The 21,629-nt window shown below is 65.2% G+C and carries 24 protein-coding genes and 1 pseudogene; 10 read left to right on the plus strand and 15 right to left on the minus strand.

Annotation, left to right across the window (positions count from 1 at the left end):
- Nucleotides 1-332: 332 nt before the first annotated feature.
- Complete coding sequence (locus tag M6G65_RS07445) at nt 333-707, minus strand: phospholipase A2 family protein (RefSeq protein ID WP_373323911.1); 375 nt, start codon at nt 705-707, stop codon at nt 333-335.
- Nucleotides 708-1,061: 354 nt separating this feature from the next.
- On the opposite strand from M6G65_RS07445, the gene M6G65_RS34190 reads away from it, so the two are divergent.
- From M6G65_RS34190 to M6G65_RS07455, 3 genes are all read left to right on the plus strand, one after another.
- Nucleotides 1,062-1,322, plus strand: a complete 261-nt coding sequence (locus M6G65_RS34190; protein WP_488600464.1) for a hypothetical protein — start codon at nt 1,062-1,064, stop codon at nt 1,320-1,322.
- Nucleotides 1,323-1,607: 285 nt separating this feature from the next.
- Nucleotides 1,608-1,802 (plus strand): hypothetical protein, encoded by a 195-nt coding sequence (locus M6G65_RS07450; RefSeq protein ID WP_238199698.1) that lies wholly within the window; start codon nt 1,608-1,610, stop codon nt 1,800-1,802.
- Between the two features lie 2 nt (nt 1,803-1,804).
- Entirely contained in the window at nt 1,805-1,987 is a 183-nt protein-coding gene (locus tag M6G65_RS07455; RefSeq protein ID WP_238199699.1) for a hypothetical protein, read from the plus strand.
- Nucleotides 1,988-2,444: 457 nt separating this feature from the next.
- Here M6G65_RS07455 and M6G65_RS07460 read toward each other — a convergent pair whose 3' ends face one another.
- From M6G65_RS07460 to M6G65_RS07470, 3 genes are all read right to left on the minus strand, one after another.
- The gene (locus M6G65_RS07460) at nt 2,445-3,038 is read right to left on the minus strand and encodes an efflux RND transporter periplasmic adaptor subunit (RefSeq protein ID WP_250103767.1); all 594 of its coding nucleotides are present in this window, start codon (nt 3,036-3,038) and stop codon (nt 2,445-2,447) included.
- Nucleotides 3,039-3,451: 413 nt separating this feature from the next.
- Nucleotides 3,452-5,152: an ABC transporter transmembrane domain-containing protein gene (locus tag M6G65_RS07465; RefSeq protein WP_250103768.1), complete on the minus strand. Its 1,701-nt coding sequence runs from the start codon at nt 5,150-5,152 to the stop codon at nt 3,452-3,454.
- A 327-nt stretch (nt 5,153-5,479) separates the two neighbouring features.
- Complete coding sequence (locus tag M6G65_RS07470) at nt 5,480-5,758, minus strand: hypothetical protein (protein ID WP_238199702.1); 279 nt, start codon at nt 5,756-5,758, stop codon at nt 5,480-5,482.
- A 352-nt stretch (nt 5,759-6,110) separates the two neighbouring features.
- Between M6G65_RS07470 and M6G65_RS07475 the strand changes: the two genes are divergently transcribed.
- Nucleotides 6,111-6,983 (plus strand): LysR substrate-binding domain-containing protein, encoded by an 873-nt coding sequence (locus tag M6G65_RS07475; RefSeq protein ID WP_250103769.1) that lies wholly within the window; start codon nt 6,111-6,113, stop codon nt 6,981-6,983.
- A gap of 9 nt (nt 6,984-6,992) precedes the next feature.
- Here the strand turns inward: M6G65_RS07475 and M6G65_RS07480 are convergent, their stop codons facing one another.
- From M6G65_RS07480 to M6G65_RS07490, 3 genes are all read right to left on the minus strand, one after another.
- Nucleotides 6,993-7,283, minus strand: coding sequence for a hypothetical protein (locus M6G65_RS07480; protein ID WP_238199704.1), 291 nt, complete (start codon nt 7,281-7,283; stop codon nt 6,993-6,995).
- Between the two features lie 49 nt (nt 7,284-7,332).
- Complete coding sequence (locus M6G65_RS07485) at nt 7,333-8,865, minus strand: acyl-CoA carboxylase subunit beta (protein ID WP_250103770.1); 1,533 nt, start codon at nt 8,863-8,865, stop codon at nt 7,333-7,335.
- Nucleotides 8,866-8,961: 96 nt separating this feature from the next.
- A complete protein-coding gene (locus M6G65_RS07490; protein WP_238196334.1) occupies nt 8,962-9,219 on the minus strand; it encodes a hypothetical protein in 258 nt (85 codons plus the stop codon).
- A gap of 148 nt (nt 9,220-9,367) precedes the next feature.
- Between M6G65_RS07490 and M6G65_RS07495 the strand changes: the two genes are divergently transcribed.
- The gene (locus M6G65_RS07495) at nt 9,368-10,273 is read left to right on the plus strand and encodes a LysR family transcriptional regulator (protein WP_250103771.1); all 906 of its coding nucleotides are present in this window, start codon (nt 9,368-9,370) and stop codon (nt 10,271-10,273) included.
- Nucleotides 10,274-10,318: 45 nt separating this feature from the next.
- Here M6G65_RS07495 and M6G65_RS07500 read toward each other — a convergent pair whose 3' ends face one another.
- From M6G65_RS07500 to M6G65_RS33940, 6 genes and pseudogenes are all read right to left on the minus strand, one after another.
- Nucleotides 10,319-12,745 carry a YbcC family protein gene (locus tag M6G65_RS07500; protein ID WP_250104222.1) on the minus strand — a complete coding sequence of 809 codons (2,427 nt, stop codon included), beginning with the start codon at nt 12,743-12,745 and terminating at the stop codon, nt 10,319-10,321.
- Between the two features lie 19 nt (nt 12,746-12,764).
- Nucleotides 12,765-14,105, minus strand: coding sequence for a proton-conducting transporter transmembrane domain-containing protein (locus tag M6G65_RS07505; RefSeq protein WP_430929554.1), 1,341 nt, complete (start codon nt 14,103-14,105; stop codon nt 12,765-12,767).
- Between the two features lie 672 nt (nt 14,106-14,777).
- Nucleotides 14,778-15,074, minus strand: a pseudogene (locus tag M6G65_RS07510) (DUF4113 domain-containing protein); the annotation flags it as partial.
- Nucleotides 15,075-15,191: 117 nt separating this feature from the next.
- Entirely contained in the window at nt 15,192-15,527 is a 336-nt protein-coding gene (locus M6G65_RS07515; protein ID WP_347710482.1) for a response regulator, read from the minus strand.
- Nucleotides 15,528-16,115: 588 nt separating this feature from the next.
- On the minus strand, nt 16,116-16,490 hold the full coding sequence (locus M6G65_RS07520) for a hypothetical protein (RefSeq protein WP_238196338.1): 375 nt from the start codon (nt 16,488-16,490) through the stop codon (nt 16,116-16,118).
- A gap of 111 nt (nt 16,491-16,601) precedes the next feature.
- On the minus strand, nt 16,602-16,853 hold the full coding sequence (locus M6G65_RS33940; RefSeq protein ID WP_238196339.1) for a DUF6894 family protein: 252 nt from the start codon (nt 16,851-16,853) through the stop codon (nt 16,602-16,604).
- Nucleotides 16,854-17,107: 254 nt separating this feature from the next.
- Here M6G65_RS33940 and M6G65_RS07530 point away from each other — a divergent pair, with 254 nt between their 5' ends.
- From M6G65_RS07530 to M6G65_RS07540, 3 genes are all read left to right on the plus strand, one after another.
- The gene (locus tag M6G65_RS07530; RefSeq protein WP_238196340.1) at nt 17,108-17,278 is read left to right on the plus strand and encodes a hypothetical protein; all 171 of its coding nucleotides are present in this window, start codon (nt 17,108-17,110) and stop codon (nt 17,276-17,278) included.
- Between the two features lie 93 nt (nt 17,279-17,371).
- A complete protein-coding gene (locus M6G65_RS07535) occupies nt 17,372-17,563 on the plus strand; it encodes a hypothetical protein (protein WP_192709368.1) in 192 nt (63 codons plus the stop codon).
- Between the two features lie 587 nt (nt 17,564-18,150).
- The gene (locus M6G65_RS07540) at nt 18,151-18,360 is read left to right on the plus strand and encodes a hypothetical protein (protein ID WP_238196341.1); all 210 of its coding nucleotides are present in this window, start codon (nt 18,151-18,153) and stop codon (nt 18,358-18,360) included.
- 291 nt (nt 18,361-18,651) lie between these two features.
- Here M6G65_RS07540 and M6G65_RS07545 read toward each other — a convergent pair whose 3' ends face one another.
- Complete coding sequence (locus M6G65_RS07545; RefSeq protein ID WP_238196342.1) at nt 18,652-19,581, minus strand: LysR family transcriptional regulator; 930 nt, start codon at nt 19,579-19,581, stop codon at nt 18,652-18,654.
- Nucleotides 19,582-19,629: 48 nt separating this feature from the next.
- Between M6G65_RS07545 and M6G65_RS07550 the strand changes: the two genes are divergently transcribed.
- Together M6G65_RS07550 and M6G65_RS07555 are read left to right on the plus strand one after the other, a co-directional pair.
- Nucleotides 19,630-20,340, plus strand: coding sequence for an SDR family NAD(P)-dependent oxidoreductase (locus tag M6G65_RS07550; protein ID WP_238196343.1), 711 nt, complete (start codon nt 19,630-19,632; stop codon nt 20,338-20,340).
- A gap of 54 nt (nt 20,341-20,394) precedes the next feature.
- A complete protein-coding gene (locus M6G65_RS07555) occupies nt 20,395-20,619 on the plus strand; it encodes a tautomerase family protein (protein ID WP_238196344.1) in 225 nt (74 codons plus the stop codon).
- Between the two features lie 338 nt (nt 20,620-20,957).
- Here M6G65_RS07555 and M6G65_RS07560 read toward each other — a convergent pair whose 3' ends face one another.
- Nucleotides 20,958-21,371, minus strand: a complete 414-nt coding sequence (locus M6G65_RS07560) for a response regulator (protein WP_238196345.1) — start codon at nt 21,369-21,371, stop codon at nt 20,958-20,960.
- Between the last annotated feature and the right edge of the window lie 258 nt (nt 21,372-21,629).

A 21,629-nucleotide genomic window follows, 5' to 3' on the forward strand; every position in this document is an offset into this window, starting at 1 on the left:
GATCAGAAGTCCAAGAGATTGCGTCAGCGCATCCTCTGATGCGCTCACCTGGGCTTTCGCACCGGCGATGCTCTGCTCCGAGCGTGCCACGTCAGCAAGGCTGGCCGCCAGCTCCCCCCGTTGCATCGCCTTGGCTTCGGCGGGCCGCCTCACTTGGCGGCCGGCCGACCTTCAGACACCGCTCGACTCCGCCCCACCGGCAGCGACGACGAGAGCCAGGGCGGCGAGGGCTGTGCGCACGGCGCGAGCGTGGCTCAGCCTTCGCCGGCGGCAGCCCGTTTGATGGGGAGGTCCTGAGCCGAGGGTAGACGGGGACTCCGACGCCCAATCCTTCAGCGGGCCAGCCTTGCCGGGAGCACTGACGGGGCCGTGCTCGACGCAGCAGAAGCCGCGAAAGAGGCTACGAGGCCTGCCAAGGAACGCACATCCTCTGGCTGGCGTGGATCGCGAGCGACTGCCGCTGCTTCCCGCTCCAGCCGGAGATTGCAGGCCTTCGAGGGTAGGCCGACATCCGGCGTGCAGTCGTCGTGACGGGCACACGCAGCGTCCAGAGCGTCGATCGGTGGTAGCGGAGCGTTGTTGCCTGGGCCGCAGTAATTGCCGTGAAGGAGGAACTTCGGTCCGCCGTTGGCGGCAGGCTGAGCGAGTGCCGGACCGGCGCATACGGCGGCGAGGGTAGCCGCCGCCACGAAGACAGCGCGAGACATCATGGTGATGATCCTCCAGCACCGACGCCACGCGAAGTCACACGGTGACGATGTGCTCGGAGCAGAAGAGCACGGCGCCTCACTATGCGCTGTGATAAAGATCACAGACCCAGGGCCACCCAAGCTCTCGCAGCAGCTTCATCGTCGTGGCCTCCCAGAGAGGCACCTGAGCCCTAACGGCCACCCTGTTCGGTGCGAGCGCTTGTTCTACTCTTACCCGCCAGGCTCTGATGAGCGTGAATATTGGCGGCCTGCCGCACCCCGCAAGCGGGGTTGCCCAGGTTACAGGGAGGCGAACAGCAGTGTGGCGCCGAGGCGCTGGCGACCCGCGCTCCGGCATGGCAGGTCAGGACTATGCCGAACCCTGATCCGCAGACTTGTGAAGTGAAGATCGGGTGCGCCTGGATTGCCGTCAGTCTGGACGAAGCCGCGTCCCAGCACATCATGGCCGTCAAACGCTGTCCGGCCTGTAACGGGCGTGTGGCGCTCAACGGGACGTACAGCGGACCGAGCGTTCGCCGCAGCCTCTATCACCGCAAGGCGCGCAATGGCTGTCCGCTCAAGCCTGACACGTACACCGGCCAGCCATCCTTACATCCGCAGGCTTTGACATAGCCCTGCATCTGCCCCGCCGCCCGATCCAATGAGAAAAGCCCGCCCTGGTGTTCCAGGTGCGGGCTTGTTGCGACTGCGCCGGCGAGGCCGCACCGCGAGACCGTACATCCGGGTCTCGGTGCTGCTCTTCCGACGCTCAGCCCCCAGCCGATCGCTGACAGCTACCTCGACCTTTATGGTTAACCGATCGTTACCGCCGGTCGATTGCCTCGCCAAGTTGATGACCCCACCGCCCAATCTGATGATGGTGAAGACGACCGTGATCTTGGGTTGTCCGGTCCAGGGATGAGCGACGAAACCGCGAAACACGAGCTCGTCGGCAACCGCGTGATGGAGCGCCTGAGCGGCTTCATCCAGGGCATCGGCATGACCAGCCAGGACGCTCGGCAGATCATGAATCGCGTCGTCGCCGGGGATCCGTGGTCGCCGGCGTATGACATCGCGACGAAAGCGCGCCTGGATGCCATTGCGTTGGCTTAGCGATGAGCGACATCGCCGACCTGGTCCTCGAGGCTGTAGCAGCGTTGCGGGCCGCCGGCGTCGCGGTGGCGCCGATCGGCAACGAGCTCGACCGCTGGCAGGTCAGAGACCTGACGTTCTCGGATGCCGGCCTGTGGCGCCTCGCCCTCAGACGCGGGCTGGTCGGGAACGGCGAGTCACGGTAGCCCGGCGCCATGCCGAAGGCCCCATCGCCCCGCTGCGCCCGCCCGCGCCTAGACGTCCGCCCGCGCGTCCTGGCGGCGCTCACGCCCGAGCCGCCCACCGCCACCGAGATTGCCGAACGTGCCGGCCTGCCCGGCCGAGAGCAGGCATTGCACGCCGGGCGCTCGTGCGCCCGGAGGCGGACGGCTTTGCGATGAGGAGCGGGACGCCGCAGGCTCCGCGATCGCGCTCCGCCGTCGCCGCTCCGGCTTCAGCCGGCCGAGGCCAGGAAAATGACGCCTGACGGCGCGGAGCAAGCTTCCGCTTTCGACCCTTCTCAGACCTACAGAAGGTCCGCTTGCCGGTGATCTGACCGACCCCGAATGAGCGAAGGTGGCCGTAAGCCGTCGGTCCGCTTCCGCGAAGAGATCCCCAAAAAGCAGACATGTCACTCTTGATCGCCGATCTAAATTTAATCCTTTAAATTGGATTTGATCGCGTCTTCGGAAACTCCAGCGGGAAGTTGTTGAGCACGCGCCATAGCTCGTAGCCGAGCGAGACGGTCTCCATTCGGATCCAGCCACGCACCTTTGCCCCTAATGGGATGAAATTGGTGTTGGGCCACGCAGACCCGCCGGGGTCTTGCTCGACCAGCACGCGGAACAGGCCGCCCGGCTGGGCCGAGGGGTCGACAGTTCGCACCCGACCATCGAACATGCCATGGGCCACCGACGGCCAGCCGCTGAACTGGATCGCTGGCCAGCCCTCGAAGGCCAGGCGCACGCTCTGACCGGGCCGGATCAGAGCGACGTCTCGCCCGTCGATCATCAGTTCGGCGACGCGTTCTGGCGCGTGCGGCACGAGGGTGGCCAAGGTGTCCCTTGCGTTGACCAGCGTGCCCGCGGCGGCTGCGTTGATGTGCAGGATGCGCCCGTCCCTCGGCGCGCGCACGAGTTGCGCCGATTGGCGGTTCATGGTCACTTCGAGGCGGCTGAGCTTGGCCTTGGCCTCGGCCAGTTTTGCGCGCTGTTCCGCCACACGGATCTGCGCGGCCTCGAAGTTGCGCCGGGTCACGAAACCCTTCTCTGCGGCCTCGCGCGTCTGGCTGACCTCGGCCCTCCGCCACCTTCACCGCCTGATCGGCCGCCGCGATCTCGGCCTCGATCTGCTCCCGCTCGGCGGCAAGGCGTTTGAGCAGGAACGGGTCGTTGTCGGCGAGACGCGCGATTGGGTCCCCGGCACGGACCCGCTGGCCATCCTCGACATACCAATGCTCCACCCGGCCCTGGACCAGGGCCGTGACCGTCTGGACCCGGTCGGCGGGGTTCGGGGCGATGACGCGCCCTGTCCCGGCCGAGGTCTGAACCCAGGGCACGTACAGGAGGATCAGAACTGCGACGACGGTTCCGATCCCGATGATCCAGCCGAGGACGACCGCCGCACGCGGAGGCCGGATCGCGGTCAGAGTGGGGAAGCGGTGGAGGTGTTCAGGCCGCGACAGCATGGGTCCTCTCCCTCAGCACGGACGGACCGAGCTGGTCGTCACGGTCGGCGATGCGCTCGTAGCCGTCCGAACCCAGCTTGATCTGGTCGTCGTGGACCGGAAGCGGGGGGCGCTGGGTGACATGCAGCACCGTGGTGCCCTCCTCCCGGAACCCCACGAGCGCTGCCGTGACACGGTCCGGTGGCAACAGGTCGGCGAGCGTCGAGAGGACGACGAGCTTCGGCGGTCGCAGGAGCGCGGCGGCCAGCTTTAGGGCGACGGCCTCGCCCGTGGAGAGCGGCGATCCAGACGCGAACAAGGGGGTGTCGAGGCCGGAGGGCAGGCTCCGGACGCGCTCCGCCAGCCCGACACGCTCCAGGCACTCGTGGATCCTCGCAGGGGAGGACACGTCGCCGCCCGACAGGTGCTCGCGGATGGTCGTCTCGGCGAGCGTCGGCCGATCCAGGACGAGGATCTCCGAGCGCAGCCCCTCCGGACCGAAGGCCGCGATGTCGGCTCCGCCGACCATCACCGACCCGCGCTCGGGCCGGGCCCGCCGCTCGATGAGGGCCGCAAGCGCACGCTCGACACCTTCGTCGGCGGCCACGGCGAGGATCTCGCCGCCCTCGACCGCGATGTTGAAACGGAGACCGTCGAGCTCGACGTCGCGCAGGCGCAGGTTCCCGTTGGCGGGGCCCGGGCCGTTCCACCCATCGCCGTCAGCCTGCTCGATCCTCTCGAACAGCGACAGCTCGTGGAGCGCTGCGACGAGGTCGTAGAAGGTCCTCGCATGGGAGCCCAGTTGCGAGATCCCGTAGAAGGCGCTCGACAGGACGAGTTCCGCCGCCACGAGCTGTCCGAGCGATAACTGCCCTTGCAGGATCAGCCACCCGCCCATCGCCAAGAGGCCGGCGCTCGCGACCGCATAGACCATCAGGAATCCGATGGTCTGTGCGAAGGTGTGGTGGAAGTGGCGGCGATGCATCTTCGCGTAGGTGGCGGTCAGCGCCTCGGAACGCGCCAGCGCGGTCGTGAGCCGTCCACCGTGCCCGTAGAAACCGTTCGAGACGCCGAGACTCTCAAGCCAGCGCGCCGTCTCATGCTTTGCGTGGCTCAGCGCCGCGCCGGATCGGACCGCCGGTCCCGCCCAGAGGAACGCGATGCCGATGAGCACGGCGGCCACCACCACATTGAAGGCGAGGAAGAACGGGTGATAGAAGCTCGTCAGGACGAGGCCGATCCCGGACTGCAGGAGGATCGCGAAGCCACCGACCAGAAGATGCGGGACCGCCTTCTGGACCGTCATGAGATCGAAGAAGCGGTTGAACAGGTCGCCGCGGCGTGCATCGTCGAAATGCGGGTTTTTGGCATGGAGGGCACGTAGACTTATGTCCGCGACGGTCCTCGCGAACACGCGCCGCTCGAACAGCGCCAGGACATAGATCCGCGCCGCGCTCAGCAGGGCGGCGGCGAGCAGCAGGCCGAGGAGTAGCCCGGACAGAACGAACAGGGGCGCCGGCAGGGCCGTGTTGGCCACCGAATTGATCAGGAGCTGCACCGACACCGGCACGGCGAGGCCCAGGAGCGCCACGGCAATCCCATAGACGACCGCCGTCCAGATGAAGCCGGTCTCCGGCTTGAGGAAGCGGCCGATGAGCCTGCAGGCTTCCGCGAGCGTCAGCGGCATATGTTTCGTCGCTTCCATGGGGCGGGGACCTTCGGACCTGAACAAGGGCGTGCGAGGACGACGATTCCGGCCAGGTGCAAGGCGCGGTCTCGGGGAAAGATGAACGCCGTGGTGGCGCGTGTGGCGCAGGAACGGGGAGCCGGCCCGGAATGACCGGCTCAGGCGGGGCTCGATCCTCATGGTGCCGGATCAAAGCGACGGGCGGACGTCGCCGGTCGAGCTGCGGATGTCCCGAAAGCAGGCATCCAGGTGTGGTCCGCTAGGTTGGGTGGCACGGCGGACCACGTTGGCGATGGCGAATGCCAGATATCCGGACGAATGTCGGGTCGAGGCAGGGCACCCGCTTCAGCAGCGGTAGCCGCCCGACGTCTGGCCGTACTGCTGCACCGGGAAGTGCTGCTGATCGGCGTTGCCCTCCTGGGCCGAACTCCGGCGGCAGCCACCGACAGTGGGCGTCAGGATCTCACCCGGGAGGATCGAACCGGTCGAGAGCCCGTCCCAGGTCGTCTGCGGAAGAGGCCGCGATCCTGGACCTACGCGTAGATCGGCGAACGCGGCGGAGAGCGGCGCGACGCTGAGCGCGGCCGCGGCGGTCAGGACGGATAACTTCTTCGACGCCTTCATCGCTTGTCTCCAATCAAGTTTGCGGTCGTGAGGACCTGTCCGTGGGCAAAAGGCTGGAGCGGACCCGCATCTGCGGCTTTCGTTCGCCTCATCCACGTAACTGATTTGGAGTAATGAGCCTCGCTTTACAATTTTCGGTCTTTAATGGAGATCATTGCGAAAATAAATGCCGCTTAATTCCGCGGACATGAAGCTGATTGTTTTAATCCTTATGCGCGACGTCTGCGCAATAGACGATGTGTGTTTCGACACATTGCGCCATCACAATCCATCCCGGCTTGGTGGAGTCTTAATCCGGAAGCTTGAGATCCGGCCCATGTGACCTGACGTGAGGTGGATGCCCGGACCGTCCTTGCCTTTCGACCTCGACCTGCTGCGCACCTTCGTCGCCATCGTCGACAACGGGAGCTTCACGCGCGCGGCCAGCAGGCTGAGCCTGACGCAATCGACCGTGTCACTGCAGATCAAACGGCTGGAGGACGGCCTCACACGTCGCCTGTTCGACCGTGACGGTCGGGAGTTGAAGCTGACGCCTGAAGGCGAGATCCTGCTCACCTATGCGCGGCAGATCTTACGGCTCGGAGCCGAGGCGCTCTCGCGACTGGGCGAGTCGGATGTGTCGGGCGTCGTCAGGCTTGGAACGCCCGAGGATTTTGCGACGACGCACTTGTCGGAGGTGCTGGCGTGTTTCGCAAGGACCCATCCGCAGGTCGCGCTTCAGGTGCATTGCGACTTCACCGTCAACCTCCTCGATGATTTCGCCAAGGGCCGCTACGACCTGATCTTGTTCAAGCGCGAGCCACAGGGGCCGAGCGGCGGGACCAAGGTCTGGCGGGAGGTGCTCGATTGGGTCGCATCACCGCGCCTCGTCATGGAAGCCGGGAGCCCGATCCCCCTCATCCTGGCACCTGCCCCCGATGTCTATCGCAAACGTGCGCTGTCAGCCCTCGACGCTGCCGGACGCGATTGGCGCATCGTCTACACCAGTCCGAGTTTGGCCGGACTTCAGGCCGCCGTCCAAGCCGGGCTCGGCGTGACGGTTCTGCCGACGGAGATGATCCCTGCGAACATGATCTCGGTGTCTGCCCGGCTTCAGCTTCCGAAGCTGCCAGACACCGAGATCGTCCTTTACCGAGCTCCTGGCCATGTCTCGCCGGCTGCCGAGTTGCTGACTTCGGCGATCATCGCCGCCCTAGAGCAGGCCCGGATGTCCACATCGATTTGATCTATACATTCAATCTGAGGAGATAATCTGAGGTTGGTAGAGCGTGCCAAGATCCTCATCATCTACGGTGCTGAGGTCAACCGGAATAAGTTCGGGAAAGGTCCGTGCGAACAAATACCAAATCGGCGCAGGCTGCCCGGCATACGAGCGCTCGACCGCATCCACGCCGGCGCATAGACGGCGAAGGCTGGTCGCGGTGAGGGTGAAGGCTGGATGGCGGCAAGCCGGCTCGCGGGCGTAGAAAGCCGATTGATCCTGCCAGATGCGCCAGCCACGGTATTCCTGCTGCCATCGGCTCACGGGTTCCGAACTCCGCTTCCCAGTATGGCCACGCTTTGATGGTTCGGCCTCAGAGCGGGATGTTGTCGTGCTTCTTCCAGGGCTGCTCCATCTCCTTGGTCCGGAGCATGCCGAGCGCCCGGGCAATCCGGCGCCGGGTCGAGTGCGGCATGATCACCTCGTCGATGTAGCCGCGCTCGGCCGCCACGAACGGCGACAGGAACCGATCCTCGTACTCGCCCGTGCGCGCCGCGATCTTCTCCGGGTCGCCGAGCTCGCTGCGGAAGATGATCTCCACCGCGCCCTTGGCGCCCATCACGGCGATCTGCGCCGTCGGCCACGCGTAGTTCACGTCGGCGCCGACATGCTTCGACGCCATGACGTCGTAGGCCCCGCCGAAGGCCTTGCGGGTGATGATCGTCACCAGCGGCACGGTCGCCTGCGAATAGGCGAAGAGAAGCTTGGCGCCGTGCTTGATCAGGCCGCCATATTCCTGCGCCGTGCCCGGCAGGAAGCCCGGCACGTCCACGAAGGTCACGATCGGGATGCCGAACGCGTCGCAGTAGCGCACGAAGCGCGCGGCCTTCCGCGACGCATCCGAATCGAGCACGCCGGCCAGCACCAGCGGCTGGTTGGCCACGAAGCCGACGGTCCGGCCCTCGATGCGGCCGAAGCCGGTGATGATGTTGCGCGCGTAAGCCGCCTGGATCTCGAAGAAGTCGCCCTCGTCCGCCACGCGGCGGATCACCTCGCCCATGTCGTAGGGCTTGTTCGGGTTGTCGGGGATCAGCGTGTCGAGCGACATGTCGAGGCGGTCGACATCGTCGAAGCTCTCGAGTTCCGGAACGCCGTCGATGTTGTTGGCGGGGAGGAAGTCGAGCAGGCGGCGGATCTGGAGGATCGCCTCGACGTCGTTCTCGAAGGAGCCGTCGGCGATGGACGACTTGGTCGTGTGCACCTTGGCGCCGCCGAGTTCCTCGGCGGTGACGACCTCGTTGGTCACGGTCTTCACCACGTCGGGGCCGGTGACGAACATGTAGCTCGTGTCGCGGACCATGAAGATGAAGTCGGTCATGGCAGGCGAGTAGACGTCGCCGCCCGCGCAGGGGCCCATGATCACCGAGATCTGCGGGATCACGCCCGAGGCCATGACGTTGCGGCGGAACACCTCGCCATAGCCGCCGAGCGCCGCCACGCCCTCCTGGATGCGCGCGCCGCCGGCATCGAAGATGCCGATGATCGGGGCGCGCATCTTCAGCGCCATGTCCTGGACCTTCACGATCTTCTGGGCGTGCGCCTCCGAGAGGGAGCCACCGAACACCGTGAAGTCCTTCGAGAACAGGAAGACGGTCCGGCCGTTGATCGTGCCCCAGCCGGTGACGACGCCGTCGCCGGGGATCTTCTGCTTCTCCATGCCGAAATCGGTGGAGCGATGCTGCACGAACATGTCGAATTCCTCGAACGACCCGTGGTCGAGGAGAAGTTCGATGCGTTCCCGCGCCGTCAGCTTGCCGCGCTTGTGCTGGGCCTCGACGCGCTTCTCGCCACCGCCGAGCCGGGCCTGTGCCCGCCGCTCTTCGAGGAGTTCCACAATCTCACGCATGTCTTATTGCTCGCATCTCGAGAAGCCCGTTCGGGTCGATTAATTCGCGCCTCGCGTCGCGATCACCGCCGGCCAGTTGATCGGCCTGGAGGCGCATCAGAGGCGCATATCGAGCTCGCGTGAGACCTCCTGAAGATAACTCTCAATCTCCAGGCGGATCATATTGTCTCTGCATTGAACAACGATTTCTGCCCTAAGACCTCGTGCATGCATGTATCGGAGAAATTGCTCCGCCAGAATGCAAATTTGCCGGCGGTTGCCGGCACAAGTGTGAACCTCAACGTCGCCAACAATGAAGCGCACTGTCGCCTTCAGGCGCTTCGCTCCACCAAGTTCGTCGTAGGGTAAGGCCACGTCGGCCTCCTAAACACTTCGGCGAGCCGGCCTTGCACGATTTTTGCACATTTGTTGATTCGCGCTCAGGAGGATTTTCTATGCGGATGCGTGCCTGATAACAAATTCAAATATTGCCGCGAATCGTTCGCTTCTGTAAATATGAGGGATGACGGTCCTGAACTACCATCACCTGCGCCTGTTCCACCGCATCGCGCACGAGGGTAGCCTCACCCGGGCCGCAGAATTCCTGAACCTGTCGCAATCCGCCCTGTCCGTTCAGTTGCAGAGACTCGAGCAGATGCTCGGACACGAGCTGTTCGAGCGTCGCGGCAAGAAGCTGATCCTGACCGAGGCTGGCCGCATTGCGCTCGACTATGCCGATACGGTCTTCGAGACGGGCGATGAGCTGATCAAGGTTCTGCAGGGACGGCCCCGCACGGCCCAGCACGTGCTGCGTGTCGGCGCGCTCACGACGCTGTCGCGCAACTTCCAGCTCGCGTTCTTGCGGCCCCTGATCGGACGGCCGGATGTTGAGCTCGTGCTCCGCTCGGGCACGATGCACGAGCTTCTGGCACAGCTCGAAATGCACAGCCTGGATGTCGTCCTGGCGACCATCGCGGTCCGGCGAGATGCGGCCACTGACCTGCACAGCCATCTCATCGCCGAGCAGCCGGTCAGCTTGGTGGGGCGGCCCAGCCCGGACGGGAAGCCCCTCCGCTTCCCGGACGCTCTCCGCACCGTCCCTGTTATGCTGCCCAGCCTCGACAGCGAGATTCGGGTGGCGCTCGACCGGGTGCTGTCCTTGGCGGGCATCCATCCGATCATCCAGGCCGAGGTCGGCGACATGGCCATGCTCCGGCTGCTGGCGCGTGAGGGCGAGGGGGTCGCGGTCGTGCCCCCCATCGTCGTGCAAGATGAGCTGAACGCGGGCTTGCTGATCGAGCACTGCCGCATTCCGGACGTGACGGAACGCTTCTACGCGATTGTCCAAACCAGACGCTTCCCCAACCCGCTGCTGCGCGAACTGGTCACCGTGAACGGATCGCTGCCTGTCGCGTCCGACGCCGGGTGAGCTGGGAGCGAGCCGAAATCGTCCGGTCGACGTGCGCCGGACCTGTCATACGGCGGCCCTGAACGTTGCACCAGGAGCGGCAGCGGGTGCACCGGCCGCGCTGGTCCATCGCAGGTCACCCGCATAGCGCCATGCCATCCGGCCGTCTTGGTCGAGCGCGAACAGGTGCAGCCAGCGATTGTCGAACAGGGCACGCACCTCAGCGTGTCGCTTCAGGATATCGGTGATCGCCTCGAGTGGCGCCTCGATGCACACCGCCAACCGCAGGGGCTCGTGGGCGTACCGCTCGCCATCGTGCACGGATTGTCGAGCGAGGCCCCCGCGCAGAGGGCCGCTGTTACCCTCTAAGACCCCGATGCCACCTGTGACGTTGTGCAGGAGCTTGTTGCCGCAGCCGAACAGCTCAGGCGCGACGGTCGAGCCGTAATACTGAAGGCTGATCCAGCTCGCCACGACCACGGGCGCGGTGAGGATCAGCTCAAGCACGCCGAAGCCGGTGTCCTGCCGCCACTCGTACTCGTGCAGGAAGGCGCGGCCACCGAGCGGCCTGCCTGCCGTGCGGTGACGCGGCGCGGCGATGAAGGCGCTGCAGCCGGCCAGCCCCCACTCAGGGCGCGTCTCAGCCCAGTCACGGCTCCGGCGCACCACAGAACGGCCGTCCGAGGCACGCGGCAGGCGCAGGGCCCGTTCGCAGCGAGCGAGCGTGCCTGCCGCCGCAAGCCAGGCCCTAACACGCTCCAGGTCCTGCGGCTCTGCCTTCTGCGGGAGGTCCTCAATGTAGAGCGTGACCTCATCCGTCGTCGTGTCGTGGAGTGATGCAACGAAGACCGTATCGAGCGGTACGTCGAGACTGCGTTCTCTGAGCGCAATCCGCACTTCCGCTTCGTTGAGAAGTCGCGCCAGCAGCCGCGCGTTCACCTCGCCCGAATATCCTCCGCACGCCCCGCAATGCAGTGCGCTCGCGTGCGGATTGTTGACGACATTTGCCCCATGGCCGACGAGCAGCACGATTGGGGCGAAATCCCTTGTCAGAGACATCGCGCGCAGAACGTTTGATGCGATCGCGACCCGGGATGAGAGGTCGAGCGCAGGATCGAGACGCGGCGCGGGCTCACCGAGCGTCGGCGTCCGGGTCAGGCCCAGTGAGGCGCTCACGAGCTTGCCGAGATAGAGGGGCCCGGCTGCCTCGGCGAAGGCGAAGGAGGAGACTGCCGCTTGCCGGAAGCGGCCCCAGGCGCGGCGCGAACGGGCTGCGACCCGAACCGTCTGATCTGCACGCGCGACGCCAGGGCCGCCAGAGGAGGTATGCAGGCTCGGGTTCAGGAGGACCGGCAACCGCCGTTCCTCGATGTCCGATGCGAACGGGCGATGCGCGGCCGGCAAACCGAAGAAGCCCGCGAAGCCCAGGGTGCGGATGCCGGGATCCAGGCTCTCCAGGGCACGGCGGAAGACCTCCGACCGTACGTCGATGCAGAACGCCGCCTGCAGGACCGGGCGTCCGTCTGCGACAGCCGGCGGAGCATCGGCGAGTGTCGCGGCGAGTGTGCGTTGCTGGCCACGCTCTGCAGCGTCCTGCAGAATGCTGTCGATGACTTGGTCACGCGTCGGCTGAGCGGGAGTCGCATGCTCGGCCGCGACGGCCGCCCAGGCGCCACCGATCCGCTCCTCGTACCGGGTGAACAGCGCCTCCTCCCAGATCACCCGGATGGCGAGCAGGTCTCTCACCGTTCCATCAGATCCGCCGGCGAGCTCCGATTGCCACTGCCTGTAGCGGGCATACTGAGCCCACCCGCCGAGTGACAGCAGCATCTGGTGGAAGTAGCTCTCGAGCGCGTCCGGGCTGAGACCGAGCTTGGCCGTTGCCCGGGCCAGGGCGGACAGCGTTCCGTCGGGCACGTCCGAGACGTGGCGCGCGAAACCGCTCAAACCGGCGATCTCCGGGGTCAAGTCGTGGATGGCCCAGGACCGCCAGAGCGCGAGGGCGCTTCCGCCGGACGGAGCGGCCCAATGGGCTTGCCCCTCATCGAAGTAGCCGGCCGCCCAGGCGGTGAACCGGTCGGCGATCAGGCTTGGCCAATCGGTTCCGGAGACGTCCGCGCAGAGCGAGGCCACTGTCGGCACAGCTCTGACCGGCAGCCCCTCCGAACCCGACGCGGCCTTGAGCGCCGCGAGATCAGCCGGGCGCAGTTCCGCGGGCGCGTCCGCCAGAGCTTCCCGAAGATCTTCGTCCGTGATCGACCCGAACGAGATCCTGTCGCGGTACCAGTTCCGCGGCATGGTCACCGCTGCGCCGGTCGCCCGTGCCAGCTGCGCTGCGGCGACCCAGAGCGGTCCGCCGGTGTGCCCGAGGAAAGGGTTGACCGCGACGCTCGAGGCCAGCGGCCACAGGGGCGGGATGCGTCGGCCCGCGGCATCGGACGCGGCTCTCACGCGCTCGTGGGACAGAGGGAGGGAATGGACGATCTCGATCATCATGGGATCTCCGAACCGGTCAGGAAGCGCTGCGCAGGGACCAGCCACCGATCAGCCGGTCGAAGGCCGCGTTGGCGTAGAGGCCGTTGGCGAGGTGGACCCGAAGCCCGGTCGCGGCGGGGTGATAGGCCCAGAGCGGGAACGTCGCCTGCAGGATTGCAACGAGGCCGAAGCTGAGCAGGGCGAGGATGATCAAGGCCCATTCCAGCGCTCCCGGCGCAGGTGCAGGCGGCAGCACGCCCGCCGTGAGATGAGTCGCGACCGCTTGCAGGGCGAAGTAGCCAACCGAGGTTGCGACCGCGTAGGCCGCGGTGCGCCGGGTCAGCGCGCGAGGGGCGGTGTCGGCGAAGCCTTGGGCGAGCATGTAGGCGACGCCGAAGATCAGGATAGCGCTGAGGGCGAAAGCCTGGGGCGACTTGTGCGGCAGCCCGAAGGCGAAGCCGACCACGGCGAAGATGAGCAGGGCGGAGAGGAAGGCGCGCGCGACTGCCGCCACTCCGGGGATGGCAACCGGCCCCGGACGGCGGATCGCCGCGACCGCCTCGACGGTACCGCCCGAGGCCAGGAAGGCGTGGGCCTTGTAGAGCGAGTGCGCCACGATGTGCAGCAGCGCGAGCGGGAATAGGGCCAGCCCACACTCGAAGATCATGAAGCCCATCTGAGCCACGGTCGACCAAGCCAGCGAGGTCTTCACGGAGGATTGGGTCAGCATGACCATGCTGCCGAACAGGGCCGTGAAGCCGCCGATGGCGACGAGAACCGCGAGCACGCCGGGGGCGAGGAGAAGGACGTCGGCGAATCGGATAAGCAGGAACCCGCCCGCGTTGATCACGCCTGCATGGAGCAGGGCGGAGACCGGCGTCGGCGTCTCCATGACTTCGGTCAACCAGCCATGGGTCGGGAACTGAGCGGACTTGAGCAGGGCGGAGACCGCGAGCAGACCGGCGGCCGTGACGGCGAGGCTCCCGCCTTCGCCGGACCGCGCCGCCCTCAGGATCTGACTGATATCGCTCGTGCCGTAGGCCATGCTCAGCAGCACGGCGGCGATGATCAAGCTAATGTCGCCAAGCCGCGCGGTGATGAACTTCTTGCGCGCGGCGCGCCGTGCGCCTGGACGCTCTCGGTAGAACACCAGCAATCGGTGGAGAAACAGGCTGGTCGCAATCCAGGAGGCGACGAGTTGGATGAGATTGCCGGCTGTGACGAGGAGCAACACCGCCGCGAGCGTGAGACAGAGCCAGCCGGTGAAGGCGCCCTGCCAGTCCTCGCCGTCGAGGTAGATCGACGCGTAGCGCAGCACGATCCAGCCGATCAACGTGACGAGGACCAGCATGGTGATGCTGACCGCGTCCACGCGCATGGAGAGACCTGCGCCGAAAAGACCGACCAGGGGTCCAGTGCCCGATCCTGTCGCCGCTAACATGCCGACACAGACGACTGCGGTCACGAGCGCGGCAAGGGCTGACATCTCAGCGAGGAAGAGTACGCCTCGGGGGCGCAGCCCGGATTTTGAGAAACAGGCGGCCGCGCCTGCGAGCAGCGCTGCGGGCGCGAGCAGCGGCAGGTCGAACACGAGCACGAGGTCCTCCTCGAGAACTGCTTTGACTGCGAGGAGTCGTACTGAAGCAAAAGACTTCAGAAAAATATATTGTTTGCTACAAAACGTTCTATAAAATGCATGGTAAGCCGGGCGAGCAGGATCGGGGTGGTCGGGACAAAGTGCAGGTTAGCTCTGCGTAAAGGTGGCGCAGCGCATCAATGGCGTGGGTGTGATCGAGGCGCTGGCCGACGCCATGTGCCTGCACGGCATCCCGAGCACAGCCCAAGTTGGCAGGCGAGTGACATCCCGTATCCGACCTTCGTGCGAATGACCGATCGCAACCCGTAGTGTCTGCTTACGGGATGTCATCAGGGCCATCTGAATGACCGCGCTGGGCGCAAAGCTGAACGTCGGCTTCCGGGCAGCAACCCAATGACTGCTCACCACCCATAGCGGACCCTGCAGCTTGCAGTCGCTCGCGAAGGAGGGCGGTCACGCGTAGGCCACCGGCAACTCGCTCACCTGCGTCGTGTAGCGGGGCGTGCGCATCTCGAACTTGGTGTTCCAGTCGCGCCGGCTGACCAGCCCCGCCCGGGCCGGAACCACCGCGCCGCGGCCCCAGCGCGCGTTGCAGGCGTCCATAGCCGCCATCAGCGGCCCCGATCGCTCGCGGTCCAGCGCGCCGATCAGAGCCCGCAGGCTGTGCGACAGCGGCACGAGGTCGTTGGTGACGATCCCCGCTTTGGAGTAGCGCCAGGACCGCTCGCCCGGCACCCTCCAGGTCTGGCTCGGCCGATCCCGACAGGTCGAGGATTGATCAGACAGCACGCGGTGCACTTAAGATGATGTAGCAGGGCGTGCGTGATCGGCCATAAGGACATCCGCATCCTGCCGTTCCGACACCGCTCAGGCGGCGATGAGGTCGCCGAGCGTGCGCAGCAGATCTGTCTTTGAGCATGGCTTCTCCAGCCATGGTGGATCGTTGTAGCCGCCTGCCTTCGCGCTGTGCGGCTCGCCCGTGGCGAATAGGTACGGGACCTTGAGCACCTCCAGCCTGTCGGCGACCAGATAGCTGGAGGACCCGTCGCCGAGGTTGATGTCGAGAACCGCGGCGTCAAGGCGGTGATTATCGATCAGATCGAGCGCCTGATCCACGCTCGGCACCGGGCCAAGGACCTCGATGCCTGCCTCTTGCAGCCATCCCTTCAGCTCCATGGCGATCAGGTACTCGTCCTCGACCACGAGGATGCGGCGGCCGGACAGAGGGGTCGCATGACGGGACATCTACCCACCGGGCAGGATTGATCGGAGCGTGGCCAGCTAAACGAACTACGTCGCACCGCACTTAAGCAGAGCAGAATCATCGCATTCGTCTGTTAGTAGACCGTTTGTCGATGTGTCGGCGGAGCTAACCTGAATTAGACTTTCGGTGCGGTCGAGTACAGGATGGCGAACCGTTAGCCTATTCCTGATCGCATAGGCACGGCGCTAGCAATGCGACACGTGCTCACGCCTCCATCACTGAGAGCGCTGCCATGATATCGCTCCAATACGAGCTTCTCGCTCGTGCTGAGCACGACAGGGCTGTCTCCGAGGCCCCCCGGTGCGCTACGCCTCTCGAATTCGTCGACAGGACCATCCAGAACGCCCAGCAGGCGATCCAGCGCTCACGCAAATTGCTGGAGCAAACCAAGCATCAGGCCCATCCCGGAACCGGTGGTGCCTACCTGGGCATCAATCCCGCCGGCGCACACGCCGCTGGGATCGTCACCAGCAGCGTGAGGTCGAGGAGCGATTTTGTGCCACCGATGCGCGCTCGAAGCCCGTAGCTCACCGGCCTATGCCTCGCGCCGCGAACTCCCAGACCGGAATGCCCCAGGTCTGACCCGGCTTCGTCCGGTAGCCGGAGAAGCGGTCGAAGACGATCCGGTCGGGCTCGACCGCGACGGCCGGGCTGTCGTTGACCAGCAGCACGCCGGCATATTCGACGCGCAAGAAGCCGTGCTTCGGATGCACGCCGAACAGCTGCGGGGCGGTCCAGCCGAGCCGGTGCGCCTCAGTGCCATGCTCGTCGCGGAAGGCCAGCGCGCTCTGCCGCATCGCGGCCCACTTCGCCGGCAGGAGATACCGGCACGTCGAGGCGTGCTCGGACAGACACTCGATCTGGTCGCGCTCGGAGGCGACGGCGGGCGGGAGGTCGGACATGCCGGCGGGGTAGGGCCGAATGGTTGCCGACCCGCCAATCGTCCGCGCAGCCCCGCTCCGATCTGCTCACGGGGTGGGAGAGCGTCCGATCTCACCCCGTGAGCCGAGCAGCTACGACGAGGCCGACTCGTCCAACCTAGATCCGGTGAAGGTCAGCGTCCCGGTGTAAACCTTGCGACCAGCCTCATCCCGGACCGTCACCGACACCCTTTGATTGTCGCCATCAGCCGGGGTGATCCATCCCCCGACATCTTGAAAGCTGACTACGACCTTCTCGCGAGCGGCTTCGAGATCGGCACACTCGGTGCCCTCATCATCTACGAGTAGCTCGCCGTCATGGATGTCAAAATAGTATCGAGGCACTTGAGCCGCCTTTTAACAGACGGTTAGCCAATAGCGGTAACGGCTCAGCTTCGCCACCAGCACGACGATGCAGAAATGCAAAAAATCGTGAGCGGCGCGGTGTCCTGCGTAGTCTTGTCAGCCGAGCCGATACGCAACTTGGCTCGGGGACAGGATGGCCGACAATGACCGTCCGCGAAGCCACACATCGCGGAACGATGATTTAAGATTACTGGTCTACCTTGCGAAGATAGTACTGCTTCCTGGTGCCAGTCATGTCTCTCGCGATTGTGGTCGCTTCGATTGCTGGGGCGGTGAGTCTTGGGATGCTATCCGCCCTTGTGTCGCCCAGGCGGCGGCGTGGAAATATCGAGTTAGGCGTGGTGGACGACGTTGGCATCTTCAATGTCGGCGGATTCGTGATCGACCTCGAGGTGATCCGCTAGAGTCACAACAAGCTTGCAGGCCGTGGCTGGTTGCGCCTCGGGAAACGAAAAGCCCGTAACAGCGGATCGGGCAGGTCAAAGCGGAGGCGCGCCATGGACCCTCAACCGTTCAACATTGATACCGAGGCCGGGGCCGAGACGTATCTGGTCGATCTCCTCAAAAAACCAAAGAACCGGTCCATGACCGAGATCGCGAGGCATTGCGCCCTGCGGGTCAGGAATCCAAAGATCAAGGCCTTCTTTCTGACCGAGGGCGCCAAGATGCTCGCCGAGATGAAGGCGTAGGGCCGAAACAAGAAAGCCCGCCCAGATGGGACTTGGGCGGGCTCTATGCGACTGCGGCGAGACCGCACCGGTGTACCGCGACGGTGCTGCTCTGCCGGCGCTCAGCCCGTTCAACTGATCGCGGCCAGACCTGTGATGCGACGGAGTTAACGCCCTCTTGCCTGAGCCGAGCCGCCACGGCGCAGAGACGAAAAAGCCCCGCGCGGCAGCACCGATTGAATGTGCCGCTCAGGTTCGAGAGTCGGGCGGTCGCCGTACGACCGGCGTGCCTTGATCGGTCAGCCCTAAGGTCTCCGCAAGTCGCCTCAGATCCGCCGCCGGCAGGTCAACGCTTGACCCCTCCTCGATCGCGGCAAGTGCTCCTGGCGGCAAGTCGGCTAGGCGCTCGGCGTCGCTCGGATGCAAAGCCAGGCGTAGGCGGGCAGCGTGAGCGTAATTCCGCAGGTTCATGAGAAGGGCTTCGCGTCCGTGAGATTCATCGCTCATGCCGCGCGCTACGGTTGCGCAGTCGGACAAGTTTCAAGCGGGCATGACAACGGCACGAAATAGGTCTGCGCGGCGGTGCCGGCGGGATCGGAGGACGGCAGATGATCAAGGTCCACCAGCGCGATGGCGGCTTTGTAGTGGCTGACTGTGATGGGTGGCTGCCAGGGTTCTACGCGACCGAACACGCGGCTCGGAAAGCGGCCAGTATGCCGTCGGAAACGCTTCAGGCCATTCAGAACCGCAAGAACGAAGAGGTGGGGGGCACCGGTGGCGTGATCACCGACGCCGATCTCGCTGAGGCTGAGGAGTAATCACGCACAAAAGGGCCCGCGCGGCGGTGCCGGCGGGGCTGAGTAACCCTTGAGAGGAAGCAGGGCCGTCGCGAGCAGCGGGCACTTTGTGGTCGGAATCCGATCCGTGGCACCCGTAGTCAGGGGCTGCTTTCGACCCATTGCGGAAGGCAGGAAGGTCCGCTTCCAGGCAATCCGATAGGTTCGGCAACTTCTGGCCAGAAGCGGAGTGGCTGCTCCGGAACAGATCGACCGCGAATGTCGACCTTCAGACACCGGTCTATGCAAGCATGTTGATATGCTGACATCGACTTATAGGAACAGAGCACGAGCCTGTTCGAACATGCCGGCCACTTCATCGGCAACGGCGCGGATCGACGGGTCCTTCTTGTCGCGACTGCGAGTAAGCAGGAAAACTTCCTTGCTCGGCGGCACGGGGCGGAGATCGGCGATCCGCAACGACGGGTCGCTACGCCCGATATAGTGGGGAAGAAGCACAAGCCCGGCGCCGGACCGCGCGGCGATTGACTGCGCGAACTGGTCATGCGCCCGGAAGGCTAAGCGCGCGCGTGGGAAATGCCGCGTCATCCACGCCGCTTCGGGCAAGTAGGCATCCGCCTCGTCGAACCCGATGAACACCGGATCCGAGCCCGCCTCGACCGAACGGCAGGCCTCGTCCGTACCATAGAACCCGTACCCGACTGTCGTGAGCGGACGTGCGACCACGTCGCCATCGGCAGGTCGCCCGAAGCGGACCGCGATGTCCGCCTGATGGCGCTCCAGGCTTATGGAGCGATGATTGGCTGCCAGGTCGATGTTGAGCCTCGGATACCGCGACGCCACCGTCGCGAGGCGCAAGGCGAGGAAGCCGTTCGACATCGCTGGTGAAGCGTTGATCCGCACCAGACCGCTTGGGCCTTCATCCACGGCGCCTCGACCGAGGATCTCGGCCGCCTGTTCCATGTCGCTCGCCGCTTCGAGCGCGTGCGTCCCCGCCGGCGTCAGGACATAGCCTTCAGGCCGCCGCTCAACGAGCTTGTCTCCGAGGCTCTCCTCCAGAGAGCGAAGCCTTCGAGAGACAGTCCCGTGGTTCACGGAGAGCGTCCGAGCGGCCGCGGACAAGCTGCCATGCCGCGCGAGCGCCAGGAAGATCCGCACATCCTGCCAGTCGAGCTCTGTGCGTTTTCTATCAGCCATTGATCGAAGATAGCGAATTTTCTCGCTGGAGGAACCGCTGTACATGCGAGCCGGCGGAGCGGCCCCGCACGTGGCCATCAAGGAAATCCAGCGATGTCGGACACCAAGAAGGTTGCCATCGTCACCGGTGCCTCGCAGGGGCTCGGTGAGGGCATCGTTCAAGGGTTTCGTGCCCGGGGTTATGGCGTCATTGCCACCTCTCGCTCGATCCGGCCCTCGACCGACCCGGATCTGATAACGGTCGCCGGCGACATCGGCGATCCGGACACGGGCAAGCGGTTGGTCACAGCCGCAGTGGAGAAGTTCGGCCGCGTGGACACCCTGGTGAACAATGCCGGCATTTTCATCGGCAAGCCGTTCACCGAGTATACCGAGGAGGACTACCGGCTGAAGCTGAGGACCAACCTCGACGGCTTCTTCTTCACGACCCAGCAGGTCATTCCCGTGATGCTCAAGCAGGGCAGCGGCCATGTCGTGCAGATCACGGCGTCCACGGCGGAGTTCGCCAGTTCACTGTCTCCCGCCTTCATAGCCATGCTGACGAAGGGCGGGATGAACGCAGCCACCAAGAGTCTGGCCATCGAGTACGTCAAGCGTGGCATCCGCGTGAACGCCGTGGCCCCTGGCGTCATCAAGACGCCGATGCATTCGCCGGAGAACTACGACGCTCTGGCCACCTTCCATCCCATGAACAAGGTCGGCGACATCGAGGACATTGTCCGTGCCGTGCTCTACCTTGAGGACGCTGCCTTCACCACAGGCGAAATTCTCCACGTCGATGGCGGTTTGATCGCCGGTCGCTGACCCATACGGGGGGTGAGCGCATCGGGCGCCCTCCTGTTCTTCTCGGAGAGCCACATGCCGATCGTGAACATTCTCGTGACCCGTGAAGGCACCACTCCGGGCGCGGACCGCACCACCGACGAGCAGAAGGCCGCGGTCTACAAGGGCATTGCCGATCTACTCTTCGATGTGATGGGCAAGCCTCGCGAGGAGACGACCGTCGTCTTCCACGAGCACGGGATCGCGGACCTGGGACAAGGCGGCCTGCCCCTGCGCGACTACCGCGCGTCGAGGGCATGACCGCCAAACCCGGCGGGAACGGTCATGCGACTTCCCGAGCGGCTCGAAACGCCCTCATCGGGCACGATGCCGAAGGGCGGCCTGAAAAGCCAAAACGGGTGCAGCATTGCCTGAGTCGCGGCGGAACATGCGTCCGCTTCCGGGATGCGTACGGCTGAGCGTGAATGACTGCGTCGGGTCGGAAGCGGGAGGACCGCTCCGGGTAAATTTCAGTCAGTCCGCTTAGGAGCCGAGAGGCATCGAAGCGGATATCGCCGTCCCGCCCACTCGCGGCCCGTTGCGGACATCGCCACAGCCAAGCTGACCAGGTTCAGATCTGGTCGTCATGACAGCAGGGGTTACGTTTTATCCGGCTCTGTCGTGGGTGCCGCAACAGCTCCCATCCCGTTGCCCATCTCGGTTCCCGTATGGGGCGGTACACCGCTCGGGAGCACGGGAGCGCCTGAAGGCTCGTCCTGAACTTGTGCGAGGCCAGCTTCCACCTCATGGATGAGGTCTGCGAAGTCGTAGGGCTTGCTGAGCAGGCGTGTGCCCGGTGGCAACGCCTCCTGAAGATCTGATCCGGCTCCCGAGGTGACAATGATGCCGACAGCGGGCCAACGGTGATGAACGAGGTGGGCAAGGGCAACACCATCCCCTACGATGCCGCGCCCCGTAATCAGAATGCTCACCGGGATCGAGCCTTCGAGCACCGCCAGCGCCTCGGCGGCTGTGCGGACCTCTATGGTCTGAAAGCCAACATCCTCCAGCATGTCAGCCGTAACCATACGGACAAGCTCGTCAGCCTCCGCGATAAGGATGGCTAGAGGCCTGCTGTCAGACACAGACGTGCTCCGCGTGATCACGGCGGGAGCGCTCGCTGCTCTCAGGCACTGACGGCCGGGTCCGAAGCCAGTGATCAACCCTTATGCACCAATTATCGGCCGAGCGCGATTACCCTGGGTTGTGGCGGCTCGTCACCCAAGGACGCACCCTGGTACGGCAGCTTTCCACCCCGAACTGAGGTCGCC

The organism is Methylobacterium tardum (assembly GCF_023546765.1).
In the GTDB taxonomy this organism is placed as follows: domain Bacteria; phylum Pseudomonadota; class Alphaproteobacteria; order Rhizobiales; family Beijerinckiaceae; genus Methylobacterium; species Methylobacterium tardum.